At 60.0% G+C, this 25266-nt stretch carries 39 protein-coding genes; 10 read left to right on the forward strand and 29 right to left on the reverse strand.

Annotated elements, in window-relative coordinates; genetic code table 11:
• The first annotated feature begins 97 nt into the window (after positions 1–97).
• Both ACFQJC_RS04850 and ACFQJC_RS04855 read left to right on the forward strand, forming a co-directional pair.
• Positions 98–892 (forward strand): ion transporter, encoded by a 795-nt coding sequence (locus tag ACFQJC_RS04850; RefSeq protein ID WP_390222121.1) that lies wholly within the window; start codon positions 98–100, stop codon positions 890–892.
• Positions 893–920: 28 nt separating this feature from the next.
• Positions 921–1436, forward strand: a complete 516-nt coding sequence (locus ACFQJC_RS04855; RefSeq protein WP_390222122.1) for a metal-dependent hydrolase — start codon at positions 921–923, stop codon at positions 1434–1436.
• Between the two features lie 16 nt (positions 1437–1452).
• Here the strand turns inward: ACFQJC_RS04855 and ACFQJC_RS04860 are convergent, their stop codons facing one another.
• Genes ACFQJC_RS04860 through ACFQJC_RS04885 form a run of 6 tightly spaced genes read right to left on the reverse strand, consistent with a single transcriptional unit; the run spans position 1453 to position 3506 of the window.
• Positions 1453–1692, reverse strand: coding sequence for a hypothetical protein (locus tag ACFQJC_RS04860; protein WP_390222123.1), 240 nt, complete (start codon positions 1690–1692; stop codon positions 1453–1455).
• Complete coding sequence (locus ACFQJC_RS04865; RefSeq protein ID WP_390222124.1) at positions 1692–1874, reverse strand: hypothetical protein; 183 nt, start codon at positions 1872–1874, stop codon at positions 1692–1694. The genes ACFQJC_RS04860 and ACFQJC_RS04865 overlap by 1 nt, the downstream gene beginning before the upstream one ends.
• Complete coding sequence (locus tag ACFQJC_RS04870) at positions 1867–2220, reverse strand: hypothetical protein (protein WP_390222125.1); 354 nt, start codon at positions 2218–2220, stop codon at positions 1867–1869. Before ACFQJC_RS04870 ends, ACFQJC_RS04865 begins: the two co-directional genes overlap by 8 nt.
• Positions 2213–2524, reverse strand: coding sequence for a hypothetical protein (locus tag ACFQJC_RS04875; protein ID WP_390222126.1), 312 nt, complete (start codon positions 2522–2524; stop codon positions 2213–2215). The genes ACFQJC_RS04870 and ACFQJC_RS04875 overlap by 8 nt, the downstream gene beginning before the upstream one ends.
• A gap of 35 nt (positions 2525–2559) precedes the next feature.
• A complete protein-coding gene (locus tag ACFQJC_RS04880; RefSeq protein WP_390222127.1) occupies positions 2560–3042 on the reverse strand; it encodes a hypothetical protein in 483 nt (160 codons plus the stop codon).
• Positions 3042–3506, reverse strand: a complete 465-nt coding sequence (locus ACFQJC_RS04885) for a hypothetical protein (RefSeq protein ID WP_390222128.1) — start codon at positions 3504–3506, stop codon at positions 3042–3044. Before ACFQJC_RS04885 ends, ACFQJC_RS04880 begins: the two co-directional genes overlap by 1 nt.
• A gap of 201 nt (positions 3507–3707) precedes the next feature.
• Between ACFQJC_RS04885 and ACFQJC_RS04890 the strand changes: the two genes are divergently transcribed.
• From ACFQJC_RS04890 to ACFQJC_RS04915, 6 genes are all read left to right on the forward strand, one after another.
• Positions 3708–3959, forward strand: coding sequence for an ArsR family transcriptional regulator (locus tag ACFQJC_RS04890; RefSeq protein ID WP_390222129.1), 252 nt, complete (start codon positions 3708–3710; stop codon positions 3957–3959).
• Positions 3949–4530: a J domain-containing protein gene (locus ACFQJC_RS04895; protein ID WP_390222130.1), complete on the forward strand. Its 582-nt coding sequence runs from the start codon at positions 3949–3951 to the stop codon at positions 4528–4530. The genes ACFQJC_RS04890 and ACFQJC_RS04895 overlap by 11 nt, the downstream gene beginning before the upstream one ends.
• A 96-nt stretch (positions 4531–4626) precedes the next feature.
• Positions 4627–4851, forward strand: coding sequence for a hypothetical protein (locus tag ACFQJC_RS04900; protein WP_390222131.1), 225 nt, complete (start codon positions 4627–4629; stop codon positions 4849–4851).
• Entirely contained in the window at positions 4848–5096 is a 249-nt protein-coding gene (locus tag ACFQJC_RS04905) for a hypothetical protein (protein ID WP_390222132.1), read from the forward strand. The genes ACFQJC_RS04900 and ACFQJC_RS04905 overlap by 4 nt, the downstream gene beginning before the upstream one ends.
• The gene (locus ACFQJC_RS04910; RefSeq protein WP_390222133.1) at positions 5093–5662 is read left to right on the forward strand and encodes a hypothetical protein; all 570 of its coding nucleotides are present in this window, start codon (positions 5093–5095) and stop codon (positions 5660–5662) included. Before ACFQJC_RS04905 ends, ACFQJC_RS04910 begins: the two co-directional genes overlap by 4 nt.
• Entirely contained in the window at positions 5655–5816 is a 162-nt protein-coding gene (locus ACFQJC_RS04915; protein ID WP_390222134.1) for a hypothetical protein, read from the forward strand. Before ACFQJC_RS04910 ends, ACFQJC_RS04915 begins: the two co-directional genes overlap by 8 nt.
• 169 nt (positions 5817–5985) lie before the next feature.
• Here the strand turns inward: ACFQJC_RS04915 and ACFQJC_RS04920 are convergent, their stop codons facing one another.
• From ACFQJC_RS04920 to ACFQJC_RS04950, 7 genes are all read right to left on the reverse strand, one after another.
• A complete protein-coding gene (locus ACFQJC_RS04920) occupies positions 5986–6258 on the reverse strand; it encodes an acyl-CoA oxidase (RefSeq protein WP_390222135.1) in 273 nt (90 codons plus the stop codon).
• The gene (locus ACFQJC_RS04925; protein ID WP_390222136.1) at positions 6251–6511 is read right to left on the reverse strand and encodes a hypothetical protein; all 261 of its coding nucleotides are present in this window, start codon (positions 6509–6511) and stop codon (positions 6251–6253) included. The genes ACFQJC_RS04920 and ACFQJC_RS04925 overlap by 8 nt, the downstream gene beginning before the upstream one ends.
• Before the next feature lie 290 nt (positions 6512–6801).
• A complete protein-coding gene (locus tag ACFQJC_RS04930; RefSeq protein ID WP_390222137.1) occupies positions 6802–7344 on the reverse strand; it encodes a hypothetical protein in 543 nt (180 codons plus the stop codon).
• Positions 7345–7452: 108 nt separating this feature from the next.
• Positions 7453–10773, reverse strand: coding sequence for a fibronectin type III domain-containing protein (locus ACFQJC_RS04935; RefSeq protein ID WP_390222138.1), 3321 nt, complete (start codon positions 10771–10773; stop codon positions 7453–7455).
• On the reverse strand, positions 10774–11559 hold the full coding sequence (locus tag ACFQJC_RS04940; RefSeq protein WP_390222139.1) for a LamG-like jellyroll fold domain-containing protein: 786 nt from the start codon (positions 11557–11559) through the stop codon (positions 10774–10776).
• A 114-nt stretch (positions 11560–11673) separates the two neighbouring features.
• Complete coding sequence (locus tag ACFQJC_RS04945; protein WP_390222140.1) at positions 11674–12132, reverse strand: hypothetical protein; 459 nt, start codon at positions 12130–12132, stop codon at positions 11674–11676.
• The gene (locus ACFQJC_RS04950; RefSeq protein WP_390222141.1) at positions 12129–14558 is read right to left on the reverse strand and encodes a phage tail tape measure protein; all 2430 of its coding nucleotides are present in this window, start codon (positions 14556–14558) and stop codon (positions 12129–12131) included. The genes ACFQJC_RS04945 and ACFQJC_RS04950 overlap by 4 nt, the downstream gene beginning before the upstream one ends.
• A 41-nt stretch (positions 14559–14599) precedes the next feature.
• Here ACFQJC_RS04950 and ACFQJC_RS04955 point away from each other — a divergent pair, with 41 nt between their 5' ends.
• Positions 14600–14842 (forward strand): hypothetical protein, encoded by a 243-nt coding sequence (locus tag ACFQJC_RS04955; protein ID WP_390222142.1) that lies wholly within the window; start codon positions 14600–14602, stop codon positions 14840–14842.
• A gap of 19 nt (positions 14843–14861) precedes the next feature.
• Here the strand turns inward: ACFQJC_RS04955 and ACFQJC_RS04960 are convergent, their stop codons facing one another.
• The 4 genes from ACFQJC_RS04960 to ACFQJC_RS04975 form a co-directional block, all read right to left on the reverse strand.
• Positions 14862–15212: a type II toxin-antitoxin system PemK/MazF family toxin gene (locus tag ACFQJC_RS04960; RefSeq protein ID WP_390222143.1), complete on the reverse strand. Its 351-nt coding sequence runs from the start codon at positions 15210–15212 to the stop codon at positions 14862–14864.
• A gap of 2 nt (positions 15213–15214) precedes the next feature.
• Positions 15215–15496: an AbrB/MazE/SpoVT family DNA-binding domain-containing protein gene (locus tag ACFQJC_RS04965; RefSeq protein WP_390222144.1), complete on the reverse strand. Its 282-nt coding sequence runs from the start codon at positions 15494–15496 to the stop codon at positions 15215–15217.
• 299 nt (positions 15497–15795) lie between these two features.
• Positions 15796–16311, reverse strand: a complete 516-nt coding sequence (locus ACFQJC_RS04970) for a hypothetical protein (RefSeq protein WP_390222145.1) — start codon at positions 16309–16311, stop codon at positions 15796–15798.
• A gap of 38 nt (positions 16312–16349) precedes the next feature.
• The gene (locus tag ACFQJC_RS04975) at positions 16350–16643 is read right to left on the reverse strand and encodes a type II toxin-antitoxin system HicA family toxin (RefSeq protein ID WP_390222146.1); all 294 of its coding nucleotides are present in this window, start codon (positions 16641–16643) and stop codon (positions 16350–16352) included.
• Between ACFQJC_RS04975 and ACFQJC_RS04980 the strand changes: the two genes are divergently transcribed.
• Positions 16642–16878, forward strand: coding sequence for a hypothetical protein (locus ACFQJC_RS04980; RefSeq protein ID WP_390222147.1), 237 nt, complete (start codon positions 16642–16644; stop codon positions 16876–16878). The two genes, ACFQJC_RS04975 and ACFQJC_RS04980, sit on opposite strands and share 2 nt — an antisense overlap.
• A 29-nt stretch (positions 16879–16907) precedes the next feature.
• Here the strand turns inward: ACFQJC_RS04980 and ACFQJC_RS04985 are convergent, their stop codons facing one another.
• The 12 genes from ACFQJC_RS04985 to ACFQJC_RS05040 are packed head-to-tail and all read right to left on the reverse strand — an operon-like array spanning position 16908 to position 25265.
• Positions 16908–18137 carry a hypothetical protein gene (locus ACFQJC_RS04985; RefSeq protein WP_390222148.1) on the reverse strand — a complete coding sequence of 410 codons (1230 nt, stop codon included), beginning with the start codon at positions 18135–18137 and terminating at the stop codon, positions 16908–16910.
• A gap of 5 nt (positions 18138–18142) precedes the next feature.
• Entirely contained in the window at positions 18143–18322 is a 180-nt protein-coding gene (locus ACFQJC_RS04990; RefSeq protein ID WP_390222149.1) for a hypothetical protein, read from the reverse strand.
• 1 nt (position 18323) lies between these two features.
• Positions 18324–18788, reverse strand: coding sequence for a hypothetical protein (locus ACFQJC_RS04995; RefSeq protein WP_390222150.1), 465 nt, complete (start codon positions 18786–18788; stop codon positions 18324–18326).
• Complete coding sequence (locus ACFQJC_RS05000) at positions 18778–19170, reverse strand: hypothetical protein (protein ID WP_390222151.1); 393 nt, start codon at positions 19168–19170, stop codon at positions 18778–18780. The genes ACFQJC_RS04995 and ACFQJC_RS05000 overlap by 11 nt, the downstream gene beginning before the upstream one ends.
• Entirely contained in the window at positions 19167–19565 is a 399-nt protein-coding gene (locus ACFQJC_RS05005) for a hypothetical protein (protein WP_390222152.1), read from the reverse strand. The genes ACFQJC_RS05000 and ACFQJC_RS05005 overlap by 4 nt, the downstream gene beginning before the upstream one ends.
• A 2-nt stretch (positions 19566–19567) precedes the next feature.
• On the reverse strand, positions 19568–19945 hold the full coding sequence (locus ACFQJC_RS05010) for a hypothetical protein (protein WP_390222153.1): 378 nt from the start codon (positions 19943–19945) through the stop codon (positions 19568–19570).
• A 3-nt stretch (positions 19946–19948) separates the two neighbouring features.
• On the reverse strand, positions 19949–20344 hold the full coding sequence (locus ACFQJC_RS05015) for a hypothetical protein (RefSeq protein WP_390222154.1): 396 nt from the start codon (positions 20342–20344) through the stop codon (positions 19949–19951).
• A 12-nt stretch (positions 20345–20356) separates the two neighbouring features.
• Positions 20357–21223, reverse strand: a complete 867-nt coding sequence (locus tag ACFQJC_RS05020) for a hypothetical protein (protein WP_390222155.1) — start codon at positions 21221–21223, stop codon at positions 20357–20359.
• Between the two features lie 10 nt (positions 21224–21233).
• The gene (locus tag ACFQJC_RS05025) at positions 21234–21620 is read right to left on the reverse strand and encodes a hypothetical protein (protein WP_390222156.1); all 387 of its coding nucleotides are present in this window, start codon (positions 21618–21620) and stop codon (positions 21234–21236) included.
• Positions 21621–22880: a hypothetical protein gene (locus ACFQJC_RS05030; protein WP_390222157.1), complete on the reverse strand. Its 1260-nt coding sequence runs from the start codon at positions 22878–22880 to the stop codon at positions 21621–21623. It lies immediately after the preceding gene.
• A 4-nt stretch (positions 22881–22884) separates the two neighbouring features.
• A complete protein-coding gene (locus ACFQJC_RS05035) occupies positions 22885–23739 on the reverse strand; it encodes a phage minor head protein (RefSeq protein WP_390222158.1) in 855 nt (284 codons plus the stop codon).
• Entirely contained in the window at positions 23739–25265 is a 1527-nt protein-coding gene (locus tag ACFQJC_RS05040) for a hypothetical protein (protein ID WP_390222159.1), read from the reverse strand. Before ACFQJC_RS05040 ends, ACFQJC_RS05035 begins: the two co-directional genes overlap by 1 nt.
• Between the last annotated feature and the right edge of the window lies 1 nt (position 25266).

The following is a 25266-nucleotide window of genomic DNA, read 5'->3' on the forward strand; positions in this document are numbered from 1 at the left end:
GTGGGTCTCAAACCATGGTACTCGAACTTCGCCACCGAGGAAAATCACTGGACAATATACCCCATAGATACATGAACAATCTGGGTCACCTGACACTATGCAATTCAAAGCTCGCACCCATCGCTTACTCGAAGTGGGTGGCGACACCCGGGAGGAGTTGATTTTCGATTGGGGAATTATGGCGCTCATCGCTGCAAACGTCGTTGCAGTGATTCTGAGCACCGTCGATGCACTGTATCTCCAGTACCAAGCGCTTTTCCAACTATTCGAACTCGTGTCTGTTTCCATATTCACTCTGGAATATCTCGGCCGAATTTGGGCAGTCACCGTAAACGAGGGATACAGCGGACCAGTGACGGGGCGAATTCGTTATGCCCTCAAGCCGATGCTTATCATCGACCTATTGGCCATCCTCCCGTTCTACGTGGGATTCTTCTTCGTAGACCTGCGGTTCCTTCGGGCACTCCGCCTCTTTCGGTTTTTCCGACTCCTCAAACTGGCGCGTTACTCACAATCGATTCGGTCGTTCAAACGGGTGCTCCAGGACAAACGCGAGGACCTCGTCGTCTCGATTTCTGCGACACTCATTTTACTCGTCCTCGCAGCGAGCATGATGTACTTCTTCGAGCGGACTGCACAACCCGACGTCTTTTCGAGCATTCCGGCAGCGTTCTGGTGGGCGGTCGTGACGTTGACGACGGTCGGCTACGGCGACGTCTATCCCGTCACGTTCGGTGGAAGGCTTTTCGCGGCAATCGTCGCGTTCCTCGGGATCGGTCTGTTCGCGCTCCCTGCAAGTATTCTCTCCTCGGGATTCGTCGAACAATCGAGTACGGCCGACTCACCAACCTACTGTCCGCACTGTGGCGAATCGCTTCGGGAGGAACACTAATCACACTGTGAAATAATCCTCAGTCAACATGTACCGAACTGGTCATCAAGGTGCAGCGTTTCTTTTCGCAGCACCGCTCGCATTGGTAATTGGACTCTTTGGCGACCCTGTCGCGCTCGGACTCGGGGCAGTCGTTGTCTCAGGCCTTGCATCCGCTCCCGACCTCGACCTTCGGATGCCGTTCATCAAACACCGTGGGATTACACACACCGTTTGGGCAGCGCTCGCAGTCGGGATCGTCGGTGCAGTGGGTGGGGCGATTCTCGGCCTCTATCTCGGAAGTATCGTGGTGGCGCTTGTGTACTCGGTGCTGTTTGGACTTCTCGCGGCCGTCACGGTTCTTTCCCACATCGCTGCCGATGCGCTCACACCGATGGGTGTCAAGCCGTTCGAGCCAGTCAGCTCGAAAAAGTACACGTGGTCATTCGTCCGAGCTGCGAACCCGATTGCGAACTATGCGCTTGCAGGAATCGGAGCAGTTGTATGCGGGGGTGCTGCTTTCGCGGGGTTGTGGCTCCACGCCACCGTCTCGAATCTACTCTAACGAAAAGAAGACGCCGTCAGTCGCTGAGGAAGTTGCGCTGCCACCACCGGCTCTCGACGAATCGTTGGTCGCACCACGGCTTATGCGGGAGTTCGTCGATGCCGGGCGACGGCTCGGGCGTCAGCATCACACTCGCCCCGCAACAATCGCATTCGAGCTTCATCGGCTCGCCCTTTCGGTAGCCGTCGTTCGAGACCGACGTCTCCGAGGCGATGATGCGGAAGTGCGTATCGGGCGCAGAGAAAGACTTGGGCATCAGTCGTCACCCCACGGCGTCCACGTGTTCGTCTTGAGCTTCTCATCGACCAGGAGCAACGCTACGGAGATGAGACCGAGCACTGCGGCAACATCGAGCGACCCGGTGAAGCCCGCGAGCATGGCCAGTCCACCAGCGCCGAGGGCGACACGGAGGAGGTGGCGTCGAGCGCGGTCAAACATGCTCGGACCCCCCGAGTTCGAGTGCAACATCGTGAACGTTCTCGGAACCGGTTGGTCTCCAAGCACACCCAGTCCACTCTTTTTCGACGAGCGTCCACCCACCACGACCGCGGTCGAGGTCGAGCCGCCGGCCACTCCCACGAGACTGCCGCATCGTGAGCGTCAGCCCGCGTGGATTCTCTAAGGACTCACGAACGACGCGAGCGGCCTGTCGGTAGGCCCACATCCGCGCATCGAGCACTTCGAGGCGGACGAGCGGAACTGGACCGGCGGCGTCGCGGTAGGCGTTCGCAAGCGATTCGGCCTCGCGTGCTCGGCGTTCGAGAAGTGCGACAGAGTTAGTCATCGTCCGCACGCTCCTCGATAGTTCGAAGCAGCAGCGGGTCGATACGCGAGCGGTCGGCCCACTCGGGGATCGGCCGCCCCTCACGGAACAGCACCCGGTAGACGTGCTTGCAGTGCATCTCGCGGTGCTGCGAGCATCGGTACTGGTGGTCTCGGCAGGTGCACGAACGCGTCCGCAGGTCAACGATGTGGTACTGGCCCTCCTCGTTGTAGACCGCGTAGAGGTCATCCGCACCGTCAACCTCGGGCGTGTTATCCGACGCGAAGAGACACTCGGTGAGTGCTCGGGCCTCGCGTGCGGACATGCTGGTCATGGTCTGTTGAGTTCGAGAAACCGCCATCACGAATCAGCCTCCAGCGCGTCGATGTCGGGAGTGCTGTCGCCCCACAGGCGCTCGCAGACGTCGGGGTGTTCGAGCAACCAGTTTGAGGCTTCCCGCTTGGCCTCGGCGACCGCGTCGGCCTCTTCGTATCCTTCCTCGACCCACTCGTCGCCGTCGAGGAGCACGATGCGACAGCGCTCGGCGCATATCTCCTGCACCCGGTGACTGACGATGTCGTGCAGAGTCACAACTGAACTTGCGACTTCCGCTCCCTGGCTCGCGTCGTACTCGTCGTCACCACCGAGTTCTCGCCGGCGTTCATCGCGGACGTCTTCGAGCGTCGCAATCGCGTCTTCGAGCTGGGCGAGTTGGCCGTCCTCGACGATGTCGTCGTGGACGCCATCGCGGAGGATTCGGTGCTCGAACTCGTCGGTTGCGGTCGTCCGATGGTCGTTGCGGATTCGCTTCGAGGCACGCGAGTGGATTCGATTCCCTCGCATCACGCACGCACCTCCGCGAACACGGGGTGCAACGACGTCCATCCACGGCGATTCTCGACGTGGTCGAGGTACAACACGACGTCCAGCCTCGGTTCGTCGTCGAAGTCGAAGACGTACTCGAGAGCACCGGCGGCGTTGACGACGTAGACGACGTTGTCCCAGACGTTCCAGATGTGCGTTGCGCCCTCGGCATCGACGCCGAGTTCGAGCCACGCTTCGTCGAAGACGTGCGGCGCACCGGAGACCCACAGGGCTTCGACGGTCCCGCGGTCCGATGCGACCAGGTGGCGCTCCTCGGCCGGTCCAAGGAGAAGTTCTGGGTGCGAGATCGTGACGACTTGCAGCGTCTCTCCGTCGGCGCGGTAGAGCGCCCGGACGGGGAGGTCGTCTTCGTCAAAATCGCGCCTGTTCAGCGCCGAGTCCGTGTCAGTACCGTTTTCAACGGTTGGGATTGTAGTTGACATTGCTGGTTTCTCCAGCACGGTCAGGGCGTTCCAGCGCCCGGCCGACCATTCATTCTGTGGCCGACCTCCCGTGCTCAACTGTACATACGGAGTGGTCTATCTTATAGCTTTGCATTGCAAAGTGGGTAACAAAATGCGTCACAAAGTATAATGCAAATGGTTGCGTACTTGCGTATGCAGATGAGTGTACTGAACAGCAACATGGTAAACGAGAACTACGAGCCGTCGGCGAACGACGAAAAGGTTCTTGATGCGCTGAAAAACGGTCGCGATGAGGGCAACCCATGGGGGCGAGCAAACCCACGGTATCTTGTCGATAAGACCTCGCTCGACAAAGGAAACGTCGAGTTTTCACTCCGTAGTCTCCGAAACGCGGGGTGGATTCAGCGTGTAGCACGCGGCCTTTACGAGTTCGTTGACGACCCGAGAGAAGGAGACCCCGATGAGTCTTAACTGGCCACCGAACTTCCCGCGAACGCCCGACCGAGACCGCACTCGAAACAACAACCTCGACGTGACGATGTCGCGGGCGTTCTCGGACCTGGAGAAGACGCTCGACCGCCTCGGTGCAGACGATTACGACTACGAGTTCGACGCTCAACAGCGCAAGAAAGACAAGCGACCGTACGCGAACGCTCGGCCCGACGACCCGTCGTTCGTGGTCCGCTGGTCGATGGATGGCGAACAGTTCGCCGTCGCGTGCGACCGCTACTCTCGACTGCGAGACAACGTCCGCACGGTCGGGATGTACCTCGAAGAAAAGCGCAAGATGGAGAGCCGCCCCGTCGCCACGGGCGAGAGCGAGTTCTCGAACGCTCGCTTGCCTCCGGCCGACGAAGAAGCGGTCGTCGCAGCGCCGGCGTCACAAGAGCCGCACGAAGTACTCGATGTAGAACCGGACGCCCACCGTGAAGAAGTGAAAACTGCCTACTACGCACTCGTCCAGGGGCGTCACTCAGACAAAGGCGGGAGTCGCCGCGAGTTCGACGAACTGCAGGAGGCGAAGGAGGCGATGCTCGAATGAACGACGACGTTCTCACCGTCGCGAGAGTGCTCGAACGCCTTCGGGCGATCGAGGAGCTGGAATCCAAGATGTACGGCCCGATCACGGAGGTTGACGATGAGTAACGACACGTCCGTCGTCCACCGAAAGGGCTTCACGAAGATTCGGGGCACGCGATACGAGTCGGTCTCGGGCGAGCGCGTCCGCATCGAGCGCCAAGAACGGATGCACAAATTCGGGTCGGGGTATCAAAACACCGGCCCGGCGGTCCCGATCTTCACGGGGACCGTTGAGGATGCGCGCCACGTCTACGAGGTTCTCCAGGAGTGGTTCGACGAATGAGCCGGGCCATCGGCATGCACGACCCCGCCCGCGAGTGGACGAGCGTCGACGACCTCGACGGCATCAACCTTCGCGATGGAAAGGGCTGTCCGCATTGCGGTGGCCCGGCGTCGAAACTCCGCGAAGGTCCACCAGCGGGCTACTTCGAGTGCGAGACATGCTTCGCGGTCTGGTCGGGCGATATCGAGAACGCGTCGCTTTACAAGAAACCAATCTACGGACCCGTGGGGACGAAAGATGAGTGACGCTGGCTCTGAGCCCGCGAGTTATCGATTCCCACACATCCATTTTGAAGACCGAGTTTACCTTCAACATCTTGAAGACACGCATGGTCGTGACAGGGTACTCGGCTGGCTTCGTGGAAAGGTCGCGGTGCCCCTTCGACATCAGTTCGAAGATGGTTTTGACGAAAATGCCTACTATGAGGCGATGCGTCGGGAACTCGTCGAAACACGAGGTGAGCAAAGTGACTAACGCTGAAACATGCGAGACACCCATCCAGTCCGTCGACGACGTCCCCATCTGTCCCGGCTGCGGTCTCATGGCCCACATCACTCACGGCGACGTCTGCGTCGAGTGCTTCGACCGTCGAGAAGGGTGGCTCGGTGGTGGCGGAATTCGCGTGGTTGCCCACGATGGCGACGTCCACGAGACGCCACTGTGCCCGGTGTTCGGGGGCGGGACGTGGTATCTCTGGCGTGACGAAGACGCACTGTACGATACACTCTCGCCGACAACAGAGCGAGAATACTGCGAGGTGTGTCGACATCATCGACTCCGGGGCTTCGAGACGGAGACTGCAGATGTCTGAGAAAGACGAGTGCTGGCGCTGCGACGCGAAGACGACACGCACCCGCCTCGACGGGCGTCACGAGTGCGCCAAGTGCGGTCGCGCTGTCTCGAAACAACGGAAGAATGAGACACGGTCGGCAGACCAGCACGGTCTGGAGGCGTTCGACGAATGAGTGACTGGGGACTTCGAATGTCGAACTCGCCGCCTCAGGACTCACGGGAGATTGTCCTGTTCGTCGGGATTCTGGTCGGTATGTGCCTCGCGTCTGCCCTCTTCGCGATGATTCTGTATTTGCACTGAAAAACTTCGTTTCTCGGAATCTATATTCCCAAAATAGAGAGTCATCCCTCGCCAGCGAGAGCGTTCGTCAGTAACACAATCTGTGCTCCGAAGAGACAGATAGCGACGAGTGCGCGGACTGGAACGAGGTCGATGCCTTCGTTGAGGACGCCCGCGCCGAGCGAAACGGATGCAAGCGAGATGAGGAGCAGCACGGCGAGCGTGCTATCCGAAACCTCGCGCTCGTAGAAGTGCCGGAGGACGGGATAGGCAAGAAAGCCCAGTGCGCCCCCGAAGGCCATGAGCACGTTGATGATGACCATTGGGTCAGTCATCATTGGACTCCTGTTGGTCTTGCTTCGCAGCGATCGCCCCCGAGAGCGCGCCGGAGAGAATCGTCGAGAGATTCCCCCAGCGTGACTGTGCCATCTCGATTCCGAAGAGCGCGAAGAGGACGGTCGCGTACGCGGTGATGTGTGTTTTTGTCAGTTCGACTGTCGCTGGGAAGACGGCGTCGGCGGTCAACGCGCTGGCGAAGGCCAACGCGAATATCAACCCCGCCCATCCCCGTGCTTGGTTCAGCTTCATTCATGTGTTCTGAGGGTTGTCGGTTATCGCGACGGCCCCTCTCGGCGTCGCGGATGCCCGGTATGGAAGGAAGGTGCTCGCTCGTACGACTCGTCGAGGCGCAGCGGAGGTCATCACGAAAAGCGTAATCGGGGCCTCAGTGGGGGAGAAAGTCTATATGCGCTCTATGGGAGCCAATAGACATGATTCAATCACTGAAATTCTATGTTTTAACGGGAGCAGCAGGCGTCTTTTTCATCGCCATGGGGTTGGCATGGAATATTGGGCTATATCTTGGAACGTGATACCTCTCACTCGACGAGTCCTTCCTCAACGAACACCTCGTGCGCTCGTCGAACGCCCTCTTTCGCGTCCCATCCCTCGCCGTGGTAGTGCCGCCAGCCCGCTCGGAGCGCGGCGATCAATCCGTCGGCGAGGCCGCCGATCGGCGACAGTTCGTGATGTGCCGAGTAGACAGCCCGGTCACCGGGACCGGGGGAGAGCCGGATGTGCGTCTGCCACGTGCCAAACAAGCCGTTCTTGCGAACAGCGTAGCTTCCGACTTCTCGCCGGCCATCCCACGATTTTACCCCAGCGAGGTTCACAGGATAAGCATCATCGCGTGCGTTGAGCGCCGCGCGAACTTCCTCAGGCGAGGCGTCGGTAATCCCGCCCCACTCCGAGTCGTGCAGTGGTATCTCGAACTTCACGATGGGGAAGCGCTGTTCGAGTTTTGGGAACCACCGGCGACGATAGCGCCACAGGTCGGGCCACGCCTCTCCGAGCAATGCCTCGACGTGCGGGTCGTCGAGCGCGTCTCGATAGATGGCCCACCCGAGGATGGTGAGCGTCACGAACAGGGCGACGAGCGATGCGACTGTTTCTGGTCGATGTTGAGCATGAAAGTGAGTCTCCTGTAGTGGGAAGGAAGGCGCTCGCCCCGGTGGGTCATCGCGACGTGATTAGAGTGCCCGTTTCGTCGTTTGGACGTCCGTGTCAATCGAGCGGAGCGCTCGAACGAAATTGTCGCGCCCCTCGAAGTCGAGCCGCATGGTCCCCCACGAGAATTTCGAGCTTTGGAGGACGTAACGTGGATTTGCGACGACATCAATTTCCTCGAATTCGGAGACTTCGTATGCGTAGCCGGGTTGCAGGATTTGACTCTCGATTTCGATTTGCCCGGTGACGGTATCGTTCGCCAACTTCTGTGACAGCTCCGTCCGTGCAATCGATTCGAGTTCGGCCGTCGAGTTCGCGTCCGGTCGGAACAGCGCGGGGGCTTCGATTTTCCCGATTGCATCGACCGAGGTTTGCGAGACAGCCTCGACTTCGAGGCGGTTGCCCTGTTCGTCTTCAGGACCGAAGACCGTCACCGAATTGGCAAACCCGTCGGTCGTATCGACGGGCTGTGGAACGTCGACGACCTTCCAATCGACGCTCTTGGTCACGTCACCAGGTGCGAAGGCGTTGAGGACAAGCGACGATTCATCGTAATCGGGGACGACCAGCATCCCCGAGTCATCGGCGATCGAGGTGAGGATGTCGAACGGGGATCCCGAGTAAGTCTGGTCGTCGATAACGCGAAGTGAGTTCGTAGTCACCGACAAGTCCCACCCAGACAGAACGTCGGGCTGGTATCCCGTCCGCGGAATTGCACTGTCTCTCGTGCCGTGCCCACCGAGCGTGATACGGCCTTTCACATCGGTTCCGAGCGACCCTTCGGCAGCGAAATCGACCGTGACGCTGGATGTATCGTCTTCCGACCCATCAGTTGGGAACCAATCTGTGCCGTTGTTTTGGAGTTGGAGGCGTTCGGCGGCTGGCGTGTCGTCGGTCGTCGGTGTGAGTGTCGCTGCTTTAATGTTGAACGTGCTGTCGAACGCAGACCCTTCGATTGTCACACCGGGGTAGTCAACCGGGGCGTCGAGCTTCCCGTTCGTCAGCGACGACGGGAGGGTGTAGTTCGCGCGACCATCGACGGGAGCGACCGCGTCGATGAGGAAGTTCTCAGAGCCCTCGCTCGAAACTTCGGCGGTTAAGGTGTACGTTCCTGCAGGCACACCACCTGGGTCGGTCCAAAACGCAGAGTCAGAAAGCGTTTCGAATGAGATAATGTCGTTTGTCGAGAAAACAGTGTCCAATAGTTCAGTACTGTCAAGCGACCATTTAACCTGGGAGGAGTTGTTCGTTCCCCGAATTCGAACAAAGAGTTCCAACTCGCCCGCTGGGATGTCGTAGTCAAGCGTAAAAGTCCACGAGGCAGATTGCCCAGCAGTATCGAGGTTTATCGCCTCGCCATCGGAAAAGTCCGAATCGAAGAACGGGTCGTACGACCCACTCGCCGATTCGCCTTCCATCAAGAACGACCGCTGGAGCGGTTCGATCGTCGCTGAGGCTCCACTGCCAACACGCTTCCATGCATCACTCGAATCGGGGTCACCGAAGAGATCTTCGAACGAGAGGTCCTCGGGCGACTCCTGGACGAGCCGGTCTTCATCGACGGTCGTCTCATCGGGCGTGGTGACGTTCGCCGTGAAAGGTGTGTAGTTGTCGATGTAGTCCTCCAACGCCGCATCTCCCCGCATTGATTGATAGGTGACGACATCGCCACCGTGGCGGAGTTTATCAACAACGTCGTAGCCTTCGAGGCGGTCGGCTGTTTTGTTATTGGAGCCGTTGAGCCGGTACGCGACGAACGGCCCTCGGAATTCTACCTCGCCGTTGAGATAGATTCGGACTTCCGACCGCGTCCAGTCGCGAAGACTTCGTTCGGGGCGGATGTCGATGTGCCACGCACCGACTGCCGATTTCTCGGGCTGGAGCGTGGGGTAGCCCTCCATGCTGGATTCGAAGAGTCGGGCGACTTCTCCCGCACTGTCGGTGAACGTCGCGAACCAGCCGTCCGTGGGAATGGAGAACGTCGTCGTGAAGATACTCGAATCAGACCGAGAGAACACGTGCTCGGTGTAGGTCTCGATGGTAACGCGATACTTGCGGTTTTGCGCCAGTCCCGAGAGCGTATCGCTGGTGACGTTCGGCGCGAGGTCGGCAAACTCGACTTCCGGGCCGAAGCCGGTGTCTGCAATCTCGTCCAGCTCTTCCTCGACGAGAATGCGGTGGCCGTCCTCGTTGTCTGCGAAGTCACCGAACGAGACGTCGGCCGACGTATCGCCAATGTTGGTGAATGATGGAACGCCGGGTTTCGGAAGGAGCGTGACTGGCGAGATTTCGGTCCACGCTCCCGAGCCATGCTCGGTTTCGTGCCTGATGCGAAGAGCATATTTCTCACCGTCGAGCAGATTCGGAATTGTGAGTTCGGTCACCGATTCAGCAACGGTCCCGTTGTCAGTGTAGGCGTCACCAGAGCCGTAAACGCGGTGCTGGACGCGGTAATCGCCGTAGTTTGCCGTGTCGTCCCACATCGGCGTGAGTTCGTCCTCGACCGACGCGTCGGCCATCAGGCCCGTGATAGCCGCGAAGTCCGTCGTGACGGTCGCACTTGTCGGCGTCGAGGGCGTCGTGTGTTCGGAGTAGGGACGAATCTCGACGTCGTACTCCTCGCCGGTCAGAAGCCCGGTGATGGTGTGACTCTCGGCCGTCGCCGAAAGCGTCGCGTCAACGGTCCAACTCCCCGCTGAACTCCGCTTGAACGCGACGTCGATACCGTCCACGGCTCCCTGCTCGTGGTTGTTCGTCCACGAGAGGCCGATGCTCGTGGTAGTGGGCGTCGTCGAAAGCCCCGAAACGTTCGGGATGGGGACTGTGGCCGAGTCTTCGTTCGAGAGGTTGCCTTTGTCTCCGTTCGATTGCTCAGATTGGACGCGGTAAAAGTACTGCTCGCCGTCCAACACGGCAGTATCGGTATATTTCGTGGTCCCCGACGGTACCGTATCGATGAGCGTGTAATCGCCTTCGGAGGCACCCGACGACGTTGCTCGATAGATGTTTGCATGGTCGTAGTCGGTGTCTGCCTCGCTCCACGAGAGGTCAACATCACCGCCCGATGGCGTCGCGCTGAGGCTGGTGAGCGCGGTCGATGTTTGGATGAGCGTGACGCTGGTTATCGATGCAGCCGCCGACCGGTCGGTGTTCGCGAACGTAGCATCGATGCGGTGGACGTTCGACTGCGTGTACGACAGTGCCTGCGACGAAAACGATTCGTTGCCGCCCGACAGAACGAACGAATCAGATGCATCGACGGTCCCGTCACTCGTTTGGTCCTCCTCGATGACGAGCGTCACTGACGTGTTCGCGGGGAGCGTGGATGTGACTTCGATTTCCATCTATTTCCACCCCGTGACGAGGTTCGCCTGACTCCCGACATCGTAGATGTTCTGCCGCTCGGTGGGTATCAGCGACCGATTGTAGACGACAACCTCGCCAATGCCGCCCTCAAGATAGAGGTCCAAATCTTCCCAGAGGCCGATTACTAAATCGGAATTCGAACCGCTTGCTATCAGTTGACTAAAATTAGTGTTGACGCCGATGTTTGTTCCATCAATATCTAAGAAGAAATTCCCATTCGGCTCCTGGCCAGCGATAATATGCGTGAGTCCGGTATCGACAGACCCGCCAGTAATTGTTCGGCCGGTATCATTTATCGTCATGAAGAACTCGTATTCACCACCAGACGTTCGCAGAATGAAGTAATCGTCAAGTGCAGAATTTTGCGTTTTGGAGACGATGTCGTTGCGAACACCAGAGTCAACGACGTAGAACCACGCCGAGATTGTCCACCCACCGGAGGGAATTGTGTCTAACACACCGGGAACCCGGACGTAGTCGTCGCTGCCGTCAAATCCGGCGTACCCGTCCGAGAGGAACTGCCAGTCGTTGAGCGTGGGGGTGCCATTGTACGTTCCGTCGTTGCCGTTGCCCGAGATGTCGGTCGCAGTGGAGAGACTGTTGTCGTTGAGCGGCAGGTACGTCAGGATATCCGATGAGAGATATGGATTCGCGTGGTTGTATTGGTGCTGGATGGTGCCGTCGTGGTCGCCGACCGAGTCGCCAGTGACACCGTCGGCTGTCGACGCGCCCGCAACGTCAGTTCCGTCGAACGTCTTCGGCATTATCGGTTCACCTCCGTGCGTTCACGAAGCCCGAGTGACTCGCCGGGCGACTGTGCTTGACTACTCGCTATACAAAACACGGTGGCAGGCCCTTTGTGACAATTTTTCATTAAGTTACAACACCACCTCTTCCAGTGCCGCTTCAGCACTCGTTCGGTCGGCATACTCATCGAACGATGCAAGCACTACGATTTCGAGCTCCCAGCGCAGCGCCGTCCGAACGCTATTCGAGCGGTCACGACCACCGACGATGACCCCCCACACACTTGCGAAATTCAGGTCGTTCGGCGCTTCGATGGAGACGAGGAAGGAATCAACGTCGGCCAGGTTGGTGGTATTCTCGCGATAGTATGCAGTGCCATCCGACCCCTGGCTTGTCCGAAGCCGTTTTTCGGATGTATTAGAAACGTACGGGAGGAGTTCTTCAAATCGACTTTCTGGTGTCGCAAGTGCTTGATTCGGCGAAAACCGAAAGGTGGGTGCTATTTCTTCCGAAATTCGAGGAGTGTAAAGTTCGCCGACGAGATGATCTGCGACCACATCCCCGCCAGCTGTGCCGATGGTCCACGTCATGGGCCAGCACCTCTTCGGAAGCGATCAGCATCTTGGCGCAGCTCCTCACGAGCGATTTGGCGTTGTTGAATCTCGAATTCATCCGAAGCAGTCACCCGCCACTCAGTTCCTTGGAGGTCCTGGACGGCACGCTTGAACGCCTCGACGTGGTCGCCAAATGAGCTGACGTGCTGTTGCATCGACGATGCGACCGCGGGCGTGCTGCCGCCCAACGACGGCGTTCGAGAGCCACTCCCAGTACCGGACGTGAATCCCGATCCATACACCAGATTCGACACTCGTGCGAACTCTTCTTCGGAGAGGCCCGCTCTCGCGGCCGTAACGCCACCTTGCTGATTCCCGAGTGCTCTGAAGAGTTCCGGCGTCATTTTCATCGACACCTCCTCGATCTTCGCCGGGTCAGATTCGTAGCCAGGAACGCCCGATTCCAGCGCTCGTCGAATTGCGGGTGTGAACTCGGCAGTCGGCATGGAAGACATGCCGCCGGCCGCTGGATTACTGAGCCATTGCGCGTACTGTGCCGCTGCCCCCTGAGACGTGGTTTGTGCGTACTGGTTCGCCGCTGGCGAGTCGGAGTTGGTCGTCGTTGAAGACGATTGGGCGGTTTCCGGACGATACTGTGGGACCGAAAAGGGGTCGTTGTCCTCGCCGGGCAACGACAGTTTCTCCATGGCGAAGTCTTCGGATATCGTGACGTTCGTGCCGGTCGCCGCCGAGACGATGTTTAAGACATCCCGGTTCTCCTTCACGAACGATTCGATGGCTTCGAGCCCTTTGTTGAGGCTATCGAGGTACGCAGACACGAATTCATCGCCCATGTCGCCGCCGATATTCGAGACGGAATCCAGTAGCCCCACAAACGTCCGCACAGTAAATCCTTGAACAGTGTCGAGTGCGTTGTCCCAATCGGCAGTGAAGACACTCAGCGAAAGGCGATTCGCACTCAGCATCGCGTCGAGTTGAGTGATGACCAACCCCGAGATAGATTGGACGCCGACGTCAACGACACCTTCGCCTTTCTCCATCGCTTCGGCCCAGATGGAGTTGTTTTTCGCGAGTTCGCGCTCGGTGATGTCGTTCATCTCCGAGAGATGCGACTCGGTGAGTTCCGTCGCGCGGGCGAGCGACGTATCGACCGTGGTTTGGATATCTGCGAAGTTCGTTTGGTAACTTATTGCGGCGAGTTGGGCGGCGGTGACTGCGAGACCAAGTGGCCCCGATACGAAGCGTGCGATTGCGCCACCGGCACTCGTGAAGAAGACGCTTGTCAGCCCCACTTGGCCCAGCAGGCCGTCTGTCGCGTTGTTGGCGTCGTTCAGTTGGTCAGTGAGGTCGCCAAGCCCGCCAACGGTCGCTTTCACCGCTGGTAGCATTTGGTCGCCGGTCGTTACTGCGAACTCAAACGCACCGTTTTGGAGTTCTTGAAGTTCGGCGTTCAGCGTGTCCGCCTGTGCGGCGTACTCTTCTTGAACAGAGGTCGCCTCACGGTAGGCCTGTTCAGAGGACTGGACTGAGCGCTCCAACGAGTCGAAGTTGGTTGCGAGTGCCAAAACCGCCTTGCCGCCAGACCGTCCGAATAATTCGTTCGCTTCCGTGACCTGTTGCGTCGTAGATTCGATAGAGCGCAGGTGTTCGAGGTACTTGAACAGAGCTTGCGTTGGGTCATCTTCGACGAGTCGCTGAAACTCCGACGCCGTCATACCCGTTGCTTGTGCGACCTCTGCAGAACGTTCCGAGAGTCGCGAGAACACTTCGTTCAGCCGCGTCCCCGACCGCTCTACTTGCATCCCAGATGCGACAAGTGTTGCGGCCATCGCCGCAACGTCTTCGAATTTAGCTCCGAGTGCCCCGGCCGCTGGAGCCGCCCGCGACATTGAACCGACAATCTCTGAGGCGGATGAAGCTGTGTCGTTGCTGAGGGTGTTCACAGCCGAACTCATGTTCTCGATTTCTTCGATGGGGACATTCATCGCGTTTGCCAGCCGGGCGAAATCAGATGCCGCTTGGTCGGCGGCAAGGTCGGTACTTACTGAAATCATACCAACTGTTTCTGCAAATTTTTCTATACTTTCTGAGCCCTCTACCCCCAACCGACCTGCCGCTTCCGCGATTCCCGACAATTGACGTGTTGGGATGGCGAGGTCGCTTCCGAGTTCGAGCAGGCTATCGTGCAGTTCGTCTGCGGTGGCTTCCGACGTGACGCGTTCTACGTCAGCGAGCGCGGCCTCCCATTTGCGGGCTGAATCAACTGCCTCCCCAGCCATTACGGCCGACACTGCCGCGATAGCCCCGCCAGCCACGCCCGCAGCGTCCGCCATCGACGCGAGTGAGCCTTCGACCGATGTGAGTTCGGATACGAGGCCATCGCCGTCGCCGTTTATTTCGACACGGAGCCGTTCAACTGTGTCTGAGCCTGTGAATACCATGTGGTGTATGATTTATTACAGCTTGTTGCTTACTGCGCGATATGGCCGAATTTGTATGTGAAAAGTGCCGAGAGCCGATTCGAGAAGACGCGGTCAAATGTCCGAACTGCAGTTACGAACCAGAGAAGACGCACCGACGAAAAAGCAAATGGTACATCGGGATTGGCGCGCTTATCTCGCTCACCTTTGTCGGTGCAATCATCGGCTTGCCATTGATGCTTGTTGGCTTTATCCACCAACGAAAGGAAAGTAAGGTCTCGCCCGCCGTCGAAGTACCTGAATAGCGACCGCCGTCTGAATCAGTCAGTCTAAGCCGAGACTAATTCGCAGTGCACGGTCGATGTTGTCCATCTTCGCGCGTGGAACCGAGCCAACATTTTTGTTTATTCGCGCACTCACGTCAACGACCCGCAATTGGCTGAGATTCGCTACAGAATCGCTGTCGAGCGGGGATTCGGACGCGAGGACTTCAACCTCGAACGGGTAGGTTCGGTCCCCATACTTCGTGGTGAACGGGGCGACGATTGTCGTCGGCGATGCGGCGTTTCCAGTATCGTTCTGGACCACGACACACGGACGGCTTTCGCCCTGCTGTTCGCTGCCTTTTGTCGGATTCAACTCAACGAGAACAATATCTCCGCGGCGGACCTGCACGCTTATTCCTCTGTCTCCGAGATACCGGGAGCCTCACCAAGTCGGTCGGTTGCTTCCGCAGAGGCGTGCTCCATCTCTGCTGCCAACTGCTTCGACTGCTCGGCGCGTACGCGGTAGCCCTCGGCCAATTCGTCTTCATCGACCGGCCGTCTGACGACCAGTTCGCCGTCTTTGACATCGACTGTGACCTCGTCGCCACCGTGGATGCCAAGCTCGCGGCGGTAGGCCTTCGGGATGGTGAACTGTCCGCGCTCGTTTATTCGTCGCTTGTAGGTTCCACCCATATCGATTCATACTTTTTTCATACTCTTAAGCATTACTATGGTGGGTGCATGTCACTATATCCGAGTGATATCGTCGTCCTCGCTGACCTGTTCTTCTAACTCGCGCATCGCCTGCATCCGGCGCTCCTCGCGCTCGCGCTCGTACGCTGGCTTCGCCGATGGCGAATCTGGCGTAGTTCTGTCATTTCCGTTCTTGAGTTCGTGGAAAATGCGCCTACCCTCAAACCATCTCTTCTCCTCGGAGATAGTTAGGTTCCTGAACGAATTCTCACCGACGTAGTCCCACGGCCCTTCCGTCGTTAAGATGTATTCGCGGAGGGCTGCTGTTTCGTATCGTCCGAGTTGTCGGCTTCGACCCCCATGGATTCCTGCATCCCGCGAGCCACCTGAACCAGCTTTGCCTGATTCTCCCGGTAGCCCAAAAAAGACTGGAACCCCGCGGCGTTGAGAATTGCCTGTCGTAGTGGGAGCGGGCCGTAGCCAATCATGCCCTCATGTCCGTCGAGGTCGCCCTCGACCATCTCTGGTGTAACTTCGAAATCCAACTGCGGCAGGCAGATGTTGAACATCTCCGCGAGGTCTTTCGGGTCAGGGTCGTCGCTCGTGAGACTGCCGCTCCACGCTTCCAAGTGGCCGGATAGGGGCGGGCGGACCAAGATTGCTTGCTCGGTTCCGGGAATCTGTTGCTTAACAGGTTCCGGAAGGCTGTCGCCGTCTTTTCGTCGAACGAACCAGTCACTCGGGTCGGCAAGTTCCAACTCCTCGCCATCATTGATTGTCGATGCGTCTGTCTTGTCGGTAGTACGGTTGCTCATGAATATCGTCTCGCTGGTAGTGTTCTGCTACTGGTCTGCTATCGATTTCGCGCAATCCACGCTTTGAATCGCGTGAAGTCTTTCATCCCGGCCTGCTCGCCGATGGACTTCAGCGTCCCCGTGTCGAGTTCGCCGTGACGCGGGACGACGACCGTTCGCGGGTCGGTGTCGTGGTCGTCGGGCGGGTAGCACTTCAGGATGTAGTGGTCGCCGACAGTACTACCCAACAGTCGCGGTTGGTGCTCTGGAACCCGTCGATTCGCTGGTCGAGTGACGTGCACGAGGGATTCGACAGTGGTGAGTGACGACCCGTTCGCCCGAATGTCGCTCATGGGTGTGCGCTCTATTCGCATCGACCTCGAAGACGCGCTGTATGAAATCGAAGACTCGCTCGAAAAGGGCGAAGTCCCCGACGCAACGCAGTTACGTGACCTTCGATGGGCTATCAACCTCGCGTTGCACTTCACCGAAGACCACCTCGCTGACGCCGTCGAAGGCGCAGAACCGTGGGAACACCCGCCGGACCTGCCGTACGGAACGCTTCGGCGACTCACGCGCGGCGAGTAATTCACGCTGTTCGGACTCCTTTTTTTAGATTACGACGATGAAATCGAAATGTCCGAGAATTCTATCGTCGGAGAGATAGTCGCCCGGCCTTGGTTGGCTTCTTTGTTGACCTCGCCAGACGACGTTCGTGTTCCGTTTAAGAAATCTACTGTGAACGAGTCAGCCACCCACTGCACGTCGATGCCTTTGTTCTGGAGATAGGCTTCGATTTCTCTCGCGTTCGATTCCGGGCCGAAGACCTCCACTCCCGGAAGTTCGAGCGTCTGCTCGTTCATGTAGATATCGCGGAACCGTCCTCCGACGGTGTCGCCGTCGGTGTTGTTGTCGAAGGAGAACGACGAAGAGACGATGCGGGCGTTCGTCCCGCCGAGCGACCCGGTCGTCGCGGTGAGCGTGTCGTCGATGAAGTGCTCGAACGTCGACCCGACGGTGCTCGCATGCGACCCACTACCGAGTGCCGGAATGCCGAGGTCTCCCTCGCCCTGGTCGTACGAGTCCGACCCGGCGATGCGTGCGAGCGTGTTTCCACTCCCGTCTTTGACGATGATGTCACCGACAGCCTCGCTATCGAGTGAGAGCGCGTCGATGTTGTCGAACGACTCGGTCGTCGTCTCAGTCGTCGTGCCGTTAAGCGAGACGTCTTCGGTCGTCGCAGCCCCCTCGTCTTCGATAGTGAGCGTTTGGGAGGTGTCGTTGGAATCCGTCGATTCAACGTCGAGTGTGGTACTCCCAGATGGTTGGTCGACGACGTAGACGGTGAAGCGCTCGAAGTCGTACGACAGGCTGTTCTCGATGGGGAGTGCCGTATCGGTCGCGAACGGAATCTCGCCACTCGCGGCGAGACCACCGTGGCCGACGTAGTAGATGCGCTTGCCCCCATCGGCCGCCCCGCCAGCGTTGTGCTCTTCGCGACCGACGAACGTGTGGGTGTTTTTTGCGCGATTATCCGCGTCGCGAAGGATGCCGTCGGCGATGGCGTCGACGGGATCTCCGCTGCCGTCGACGAGCGCTCGCTGCAGGTGATATCCGATCGTGATACCAGTGTGCTCCTCGGGACCGGCGTAGAAGTCCTCGGGGCGATAGGTCCCAACGCCTCGCTGGGCTTCGATATTCGCTTCGGGTTCCCACCCAGGATACATCATGATTGTGTCGCTGTACGCCTCGAAACTTGGATCGGAAGGACACTCGCCGCGAACGGTTTCGCGGACGAACTCGCCTCGCTGGAGGCGCATCCCCCCTTCGTCTGGTTCTGTTGCCATTGTGGTTACTCAGTGTGACTTTCTCGTTTGGTCGGGTGGACGCGAATGCCGTCGAACTCCTCGACGAGCCGTTCGCCCACGTCTCGCGAACAGCGCCCAGTCCCGTCCTCGCTGAACGAAATCGGTTCGTCCATCCACGGGGTTTTGAGCGACCGTGTCGCAGTGTTGTCGTTCTGCAGGTACATCTCAGGCTTCGTATTCGTAGGTCGCAAACAGTTGCTCGGCGTGCTCGGGTGGTTCGCGTTCGGTCTTTCGGACTTCTTGGGGCCCCGTGGGCTCGAAAACTCGCAGGTCGCCCTCGGTAGACGTCTCTCGCAGGACGCGACTCGTTTCTTGGGCGAGTTCGTACGCGACCGTCTGGGCGACGCCCACCGTCTCGCGGTGGCCGCCGTTGCACTCGATGAGACACGTCCCGAGCATGACTTGCACCGCCCCTGAGCCATCGGCAGCCATACCCGTGGCGTTCGTGTCGCCGCCTGAGATGACGCTCTCGTTTTTGTTCGAGACCGACACGTACGGTGGTTGATCCGCCCCGCTATCGTTCGCGGGACCGATGTCGTCGGCAGGCGTGATCGGGACGGAGACGGCGGCCGCTTCGAATTCACTACGCAGGAGTTTCACGATCGTGTCCAGTGGGTTTTCACTCGGCATTCGCGCCCTCCACGGCCTCGATTCGGACCCACGAGTTGTCTTCGTCGTGATAGTCGAGTGGGACGAACGTCTTGTCCGTCCGTTCGTCGGTGATGGTCATGTTTTGATCGCCAGTGCGGTCTCGTGGGATGACGTCGACCTCGTCTGGAAGCCAAATCTCGACATCCATCTCGACATCGGCCCCGCCGTTGTCGCCCATCCAGTTAGACTGGGTTGACGTTTCAAGGCGGCCTTGATAGGTGGTCTCCGATTCGACGAACGTGCTTCCGTCCGGGCGGCCGAGGTCGTCCTCCCCGGGCATCGAAACCGTGACGGTGAGCTGGCGGCCGAGTGTCTCGCCGAGGCGTCGGAACGCCCGCGACGTTTGGTTATCGAAGGTCATCTGATGCGCCTCGCGGTGATTGACGCCCGAAGGTTGCCGAGTTGCACTTGCGGGTGCTCGTCGTCGGTCCCAGGGCTGCGGTCGGTTGCCTCACCAGCGTTGACGTTCTTTTTCATCTGATTCATCATCGCCTTCGCGAGTTCTTCGACCAACTCTCCGGCGCTGTCGACGCGACCGGCAATGTCATCGCCCTGTGCTCGGACGACGTGGATAATCGCTGGTCGAAACCACGGATAGGCAGGCATGTCGTTCGTCCCCGTTTCGAGATAGATGGCGTACTCGACGCCGCTCGAACCGACGACCCACGTGTGCGTGCCGCCCCAGGTGTCACGAAGCCCGTCGAACCGTTCGCGAAGTCGATTCAGGCCGATGATGCGTGCGCCAGCGTTCGGCATGATTAGTCCACCGTTGTGTTGACTGACCGCGAGGAGTCTCGAATCACGCTGGTCGCGAGCGTTCCGCTGGGGTCGCGCTTGGACACCTCTTTGCGGAGTTCGGACAGCGACGAGCCTTCGAAGACGACCGACCCGCTCTCCTGGGAGCCTTCTTTGACGCCGCGGTCGACCGTCGACCGAATCTTCAGCGCCGCGAGGTACTTTTCGAGCTGCGTTTTGTGCGCGTCGGTCCAGTCGCTCGTGTCGTTCGCTCGCTCATTTTCCCATTCGGCATCGTCGAGTTTCGCCGTGATGTCCGAATCGGAGAGTGCGAACGGATCGTTTGCAGGGTCGGCCAGCCCGAGCACTGCGCGGACGTCGTCGGGAGTGGCCGTCGGCATGGGTTACTCCCGCCGTGCCTCGATGGCTTCGTTGACGCCGTCACGGTCGCGGCCGTCCGACTCAGCATCGGCGATGGCGTCGAGGTGGTCGTCGAACGCCCCGGAGTCGAGGTCGTCAGTGACTTTGGACATGGGCGTCCGGTCGACGAACGCCTCGGCGTCGAAGGCTTCCGCGCTGTCTTTTGGCTCGGCCTCGTCGGGGGGCGTCTCTCCGTCAGTGTCGCGGGCACGGCGGCCAAGAGTGACGTGACGATGCATCGCCGAAAGCGTCTGTGCGGTGTCGTCGTCGACAGGACCACCGACGCCTTCCTCGTCGAATTCGAGCGGGGAGTCGTCACCCAGCACTTGCTGATTGCGGAGCATCGCAGATTCCTCGCTGTCGTGGTGGAGATAGCGCATGAATTGCTCCGGTTAGGACTGGATGCCGATGTTCGCCGTTGCCTGCGTTGCGACGAAGTCGACGCGCTGGTCGATTTGCCAGACGTCCTGTTCCTGTTTCTCTTCGCGGTACTGCGTGACGTCCACGGCGCGGCGGGTCGACTCCCAGCCGAAGTTCGTCGGGTCGACGAGATACGCTTCGCCATCGGAGTAGTCGCCCGTGTTCGAGAGGTAGACTGGAATGTCGCTGACTGTCCCGAGGAACGCCTGCTGGCCGACCATGTTGCCACCGGGCAGGATGCCTTGCTGGATGACTTGGTCGCCGAGTTCGGATGCCTGCGTGAACTCGTCCATGTTGAGGAAGTCCTGCATGTTCATCCCGCCAGAGATGAGCATCAGTTCGCCAAGGTCGAGCTCGTCGAGGAACGCCCGCTGGCGTGCCGCGACCACGTCGGCGTACTCAATGACCCCGTTGGAGTTGCTGTTGGCGTCGATTGGCCCTGCGGAGTTCGTGTTCCCCGAGAGAACGCCGTACGCAATCCCGTCGACACGGGTTTCCTCGGCACGAATCAGGTCCTCTTCTTGGTCCATCGTGATCGGGATGACGCTGTCCTCGACGTCTTCGTCGGGGATGGCGATTTCCAGACCGTACTTCGTGTGAACGGCCGAGACCTTGGAGTAGGACTTGGTGGAGCGGGGGTACTCGCTTCCGGGCGGGACCTCCGCGACATCGCCGTCGAAGTCACCGTCGGAAACGGGGAAGGTGACCGAGTTGGAGTCGTTGTTCGTGGCGTCGTACTGTCTGAACGCCCGGCGGTTCTGGTACTTCTTGTTTCGGATTTTGTCGACTATCGCGCGAACGTCGTCGTCGTCGATGATTTCAGATGCTGTTTGTGCCATTCAGATTACCTCACAGAAGGACCCACGCGTAGCCTGCGGGCGCGGTTTGTCCACGCCACGTGCCGTTCTCGTCCGTGAGGGCGTGGGCTGGCCCTCCGGCCGTCGTTTCGAGTTCGCCATCAGCGCCGGTCGTGCCGAGGTCGAGGTTGTCTCCCTCGCTGACCGTGCCTTCGACCGCGGCCACACACGGGCCGCTGACGTGAATCGGAGCGATTCCAGAGTCCGCTGTGGCTCGGCCGCGGGCTCGAACGCCGAGGAGGTTCTCGGTGTCCGTTCCCGGTTCGACCTCGCCACCAGTGATGCCGACCGCGTCGCCGGGCGACGTCGTGTCGCTGGCGTCACTGTACCCGAGCGTTTCTGTGCTTCCGCCACCCGTCTGTCCCGGATTGGTTGCCATTTAGAGCACCTCCAGCGCTTCGTCGTAATCGTCCGTGCCAGCGAGATCGGCTGCTTCGTTCTGGAGCCCTTCGACACGAGATTCGGGCAGCATGTTGCCGACCGAACTGAGTTTCTCGTTGATGTCTTCGATTCGCTGGCGGTCCTCGTCGCTCGGACCGTTGTCGCCGCCGTTGCCGGATGGCGACGTGCTCCCCGATTCGGGGTTTTGCGTCAGCGCCTCAACGTCGAGGTCGCCGTCGTCAGTCTCGAATTCCGACGCTTTTGCTTCGAAGCTCATGGCTTCGACAGTCGTTTCGCGCAGCCCGCGCTGGGCGGTCAGTGCTTCGTCGAACATCGACTCGACGGTGTCGAGTCGGTTTCGCATCGCTTCGAGTTCGGTCGCGGATTCGACAGTTGCGTCGTCGATGTCCGTTGCGGCCTCGATCAGTTCCTCGTTGTCGTCGAGCGTGTCGAGCCGCTCCAGGTCGGCAGCTTCGGCGATGACGGGGTCATCTGCCTGTGCTGCGACTGCGAGGAGCTCGCGCTCTTTGTCAGTAAGATCGTCCTTTGTCATGGATGCCCTCCATCCGCGGGGCCGGGTGCTCTGGCCGTTACCGTCTTGTTGGCCGTCATCGCCCCCGGTGTTCGTCACCTCCATACCACCGTCCGCCAGCGCCTCGACCCGAACGTCGAAGTTCGAGCTGAGCGCCGCGGCCGTTGCGGTCATGTCCGCCGACGGGCCGGGCGCGATGTCGTTCGACGGCGCTGCACCATCGGCGACGATTGCGAGATCGCGCACGGCCGATACCTCGGTCGGCTCGTACAGTGCGTCATCCTCGCCAGCCTCGCCTTCGACGAGTTCGATGTCACGGACGATGACCGGAGACACTTGTGCCAGCCCGCGCTCGACGACGTCTTCGGCTTCCCAGTCGGAGAGAAAACCCTCGAAAAGGAGGCCGACGCCGTCTTCGTACGCTGCGGCGGTGATTTCGCCGACTTTCTCGTCCAGCGTGACCGCGCCGGTCATCCGGGCGCCGTCTTCGGTCTTCTCGACACCGACGTGTTGTTCGGGGTCGAGCGAATCGGCCATGGTGAACGGCTTGCCTTCGAGCAAGTCGACCATCGATTCGAGGATGGCCGCGGGCCAGCGCGTTTGCTTGCCCGAGAGTCCGTTCGTGACGTCACCCTCGCCGAGCAGGACGCCATGGACGCGCAGTGCGTCCTCAGGGTCGTGGGCAAGGGCTGCGATACCGCTATTGAACAGTTCGTGAACAGTCATTGGGTTATTCCTCAGTATGAATCGAGAGGGCGCACTTGCACTGGGGATGCAGCGGAAGGAGTCCCGGCGCCTCGTCGATAGAATACGGCCCGCCCGCTGCGAGCGCCTGACACTCCGGGCACGCGCCGGGAGCCAGCATGATATCGACTTGCTTGATGCCAGCACGGCTCCACTCGGTCGCTCGCGCTCGATTGTGCGAGTGCATCACCTCGGTTCGGGCGATGAGGTTCGACCGGTACTTGCCGACGTGGTCGACGCGGTCGGCGAGGTCGCGGGCGATGCGTTCTGGACCGTGGCTACTCGCCAGTCCCTCGGTCAGGACCCGCCGCATCTGATTGGCGGTGGCGTCCGTCATCCCCTGCAGGGCACCATAGTTCCGTGTGTAGAGCGCCTGCAGTTGTTCGCGATGGACGGGGAGTTGGAGTGCCGATGCGCTCACCTCACCGACCGGGCCGAGGTTGAGCGTCCGGAGCTCAGTCCGAGCTGCCCCGACACCGCGCTCGTACGCCTGTTCGACGAACTGATTGTCGCTCCCGTACTGGCGGAGTATCTCGCGCTCGGTCTGGCGTTGGAGCCACTGGTCGAACGCCGTGACTTGCTGTGCCTCGGTCTCGAAGGCGAAGCCTCGTGGTGGGTCGACGAGCGCCTCGGTCTGCAGGCCGAACGCATCGAAGTCGACGATGCCCTGCCGGAGTGCGGCCATGATGGCCGCCCATCGCCCCCGGAGGCGTTGGCCGTAATTCGCCCGAAGCGTGCGCGTTCGCGACGGTTCGTCGCGCTCTTGGGCCTTTTTAACGTAGCGCTCGTGGGACGCCGTCGACGTGGGCGTCGTAGTCGGCGGTGTACTGGTGGCGCTCATCAGTCGTCACCCTCCGTCGGTTGCGACCCAGTCAGCTCCTCGGCCATCGCCTGCACTTCGGGGTCCGACTCGTCGACGTCGACGTCGGCCTCGCTGGGGAGTGCCTCTTCGGGGAGCTGCAGTACCATCTGCAGGAGCACGCCCGGATCGGCGAACATGTCGGTCGGCTGGTCGCCCCGGACCTTGTCGAAGGCGTTCGCAAAGCGTTCGAGGCGCTCGATGTCATCGTCGTCGAGCGACATGACGGGCGAGGCTTCCTCTTCGGGTTCGACGAGGACTTTGACGCCGGACGGGTCGAGTTCCGGGTGTCGCTCGGCGACTGCACGGAACGCTTGGGTCCACGACCGAGACTGGTACTTGCGCTCTTCCTCGATCGTGTCCTGATACGAGTTCTCCTGGCGGTCAGAAACGTGATTCGCGATGGACTCGCCGAACGCCGTCGCATACTTCGGCGCTGGAAGTGGGGCGAGGATGTCCGAAACGTAGTGTTTGAGCGTATCGTCGAGGTCCGGGACGCTCGGCTCCCACTGGTCGAGTTCGATAGAGCCGTCGTGACCGATGATGTCACCCGGGCCGAGCCCTTCGACGCCGTCAAGCCATTCGTCCTGGTCGTCATCCGACCACTCGGTCAGGATGACCTCATCTGGTGTTTCAGTGGTTTCGGTGTTGAACTGCGCGTCCCACACACCGTACGCTTTCGTCTTGACCGCCACCGCCCGGTCACGTTTGATCTCCTGATACTCTTCGGCGTCCGTCGCGACGGATTCGATGATGGATGTGCCAAAGACACCGTCTTCGGTCGCGTCGTCGCCACCGATGTCAGGGTTGAGGACCTGCTTCAGGATGTCGTTCTGCGAGAACGCGATTTCGTCGTTGTCGAGGCCGCCGTTGCGCCGCCCGACGATGGAGTTGTCGTCGTACTGGACGTACGCCGCCGCCTCGCCACGCTTCGTGACCTCGTCGGCGATGTCGGTGTCGTCGGGGTCGAGCAGGATGTTCGTGTTCGCGTAGGTTCGGGCCGACACCGTCTCCGGTGGGATGTGCTTGAACCCGGTGATCGGGCCGTCGGCCTCCTCCTCCGACCCATCCTGTTTGAGATATTCGATGAGATTCGTGCCACGTGTCCAGCGCTGGGCGATAGTGACGCCGAGGAACGGGTAGAACGGCTTGCGCTTCTCGCCGCCAATGACCGCGCAGTTGTCGATGAACCCACCGGTTGGGGCGAACTCAGGAGCGTCCTCGCCGCCCATGAAGTACGCTTCGGTGGTGTCGTCGTCGGCCTCAATGCGGACGCCCGGCTTCGTCACGTCGCGGACGAACTGATCGATGTTCGCCCGGATGATGCCGACCTCTTTGTAGAGGTCGTGGTACTCGTCGATATCGTCCGGCGGGTTGAGGTCGTCGACGTCGCTGTTCTCGATGAAGATGCGAGAGTTGCGCGTGACCGACTCCACCTGTTGAGAGAGCCGCGTTGATAGTGCCTCGACGCCGCCGCGTAGTCTGCCGGTGAGTGAGTTGGTACTCATG

Origin of the sequence: Haloferax namakaokahaiae (assembly GCF_042663225.1) — an archaeon.
GTDB lineage: Archaea > Halobacteriota > Halobacteria > Halobacteriales > Haloferacaceae > Haloferax > Haloferax namakaokahaiae.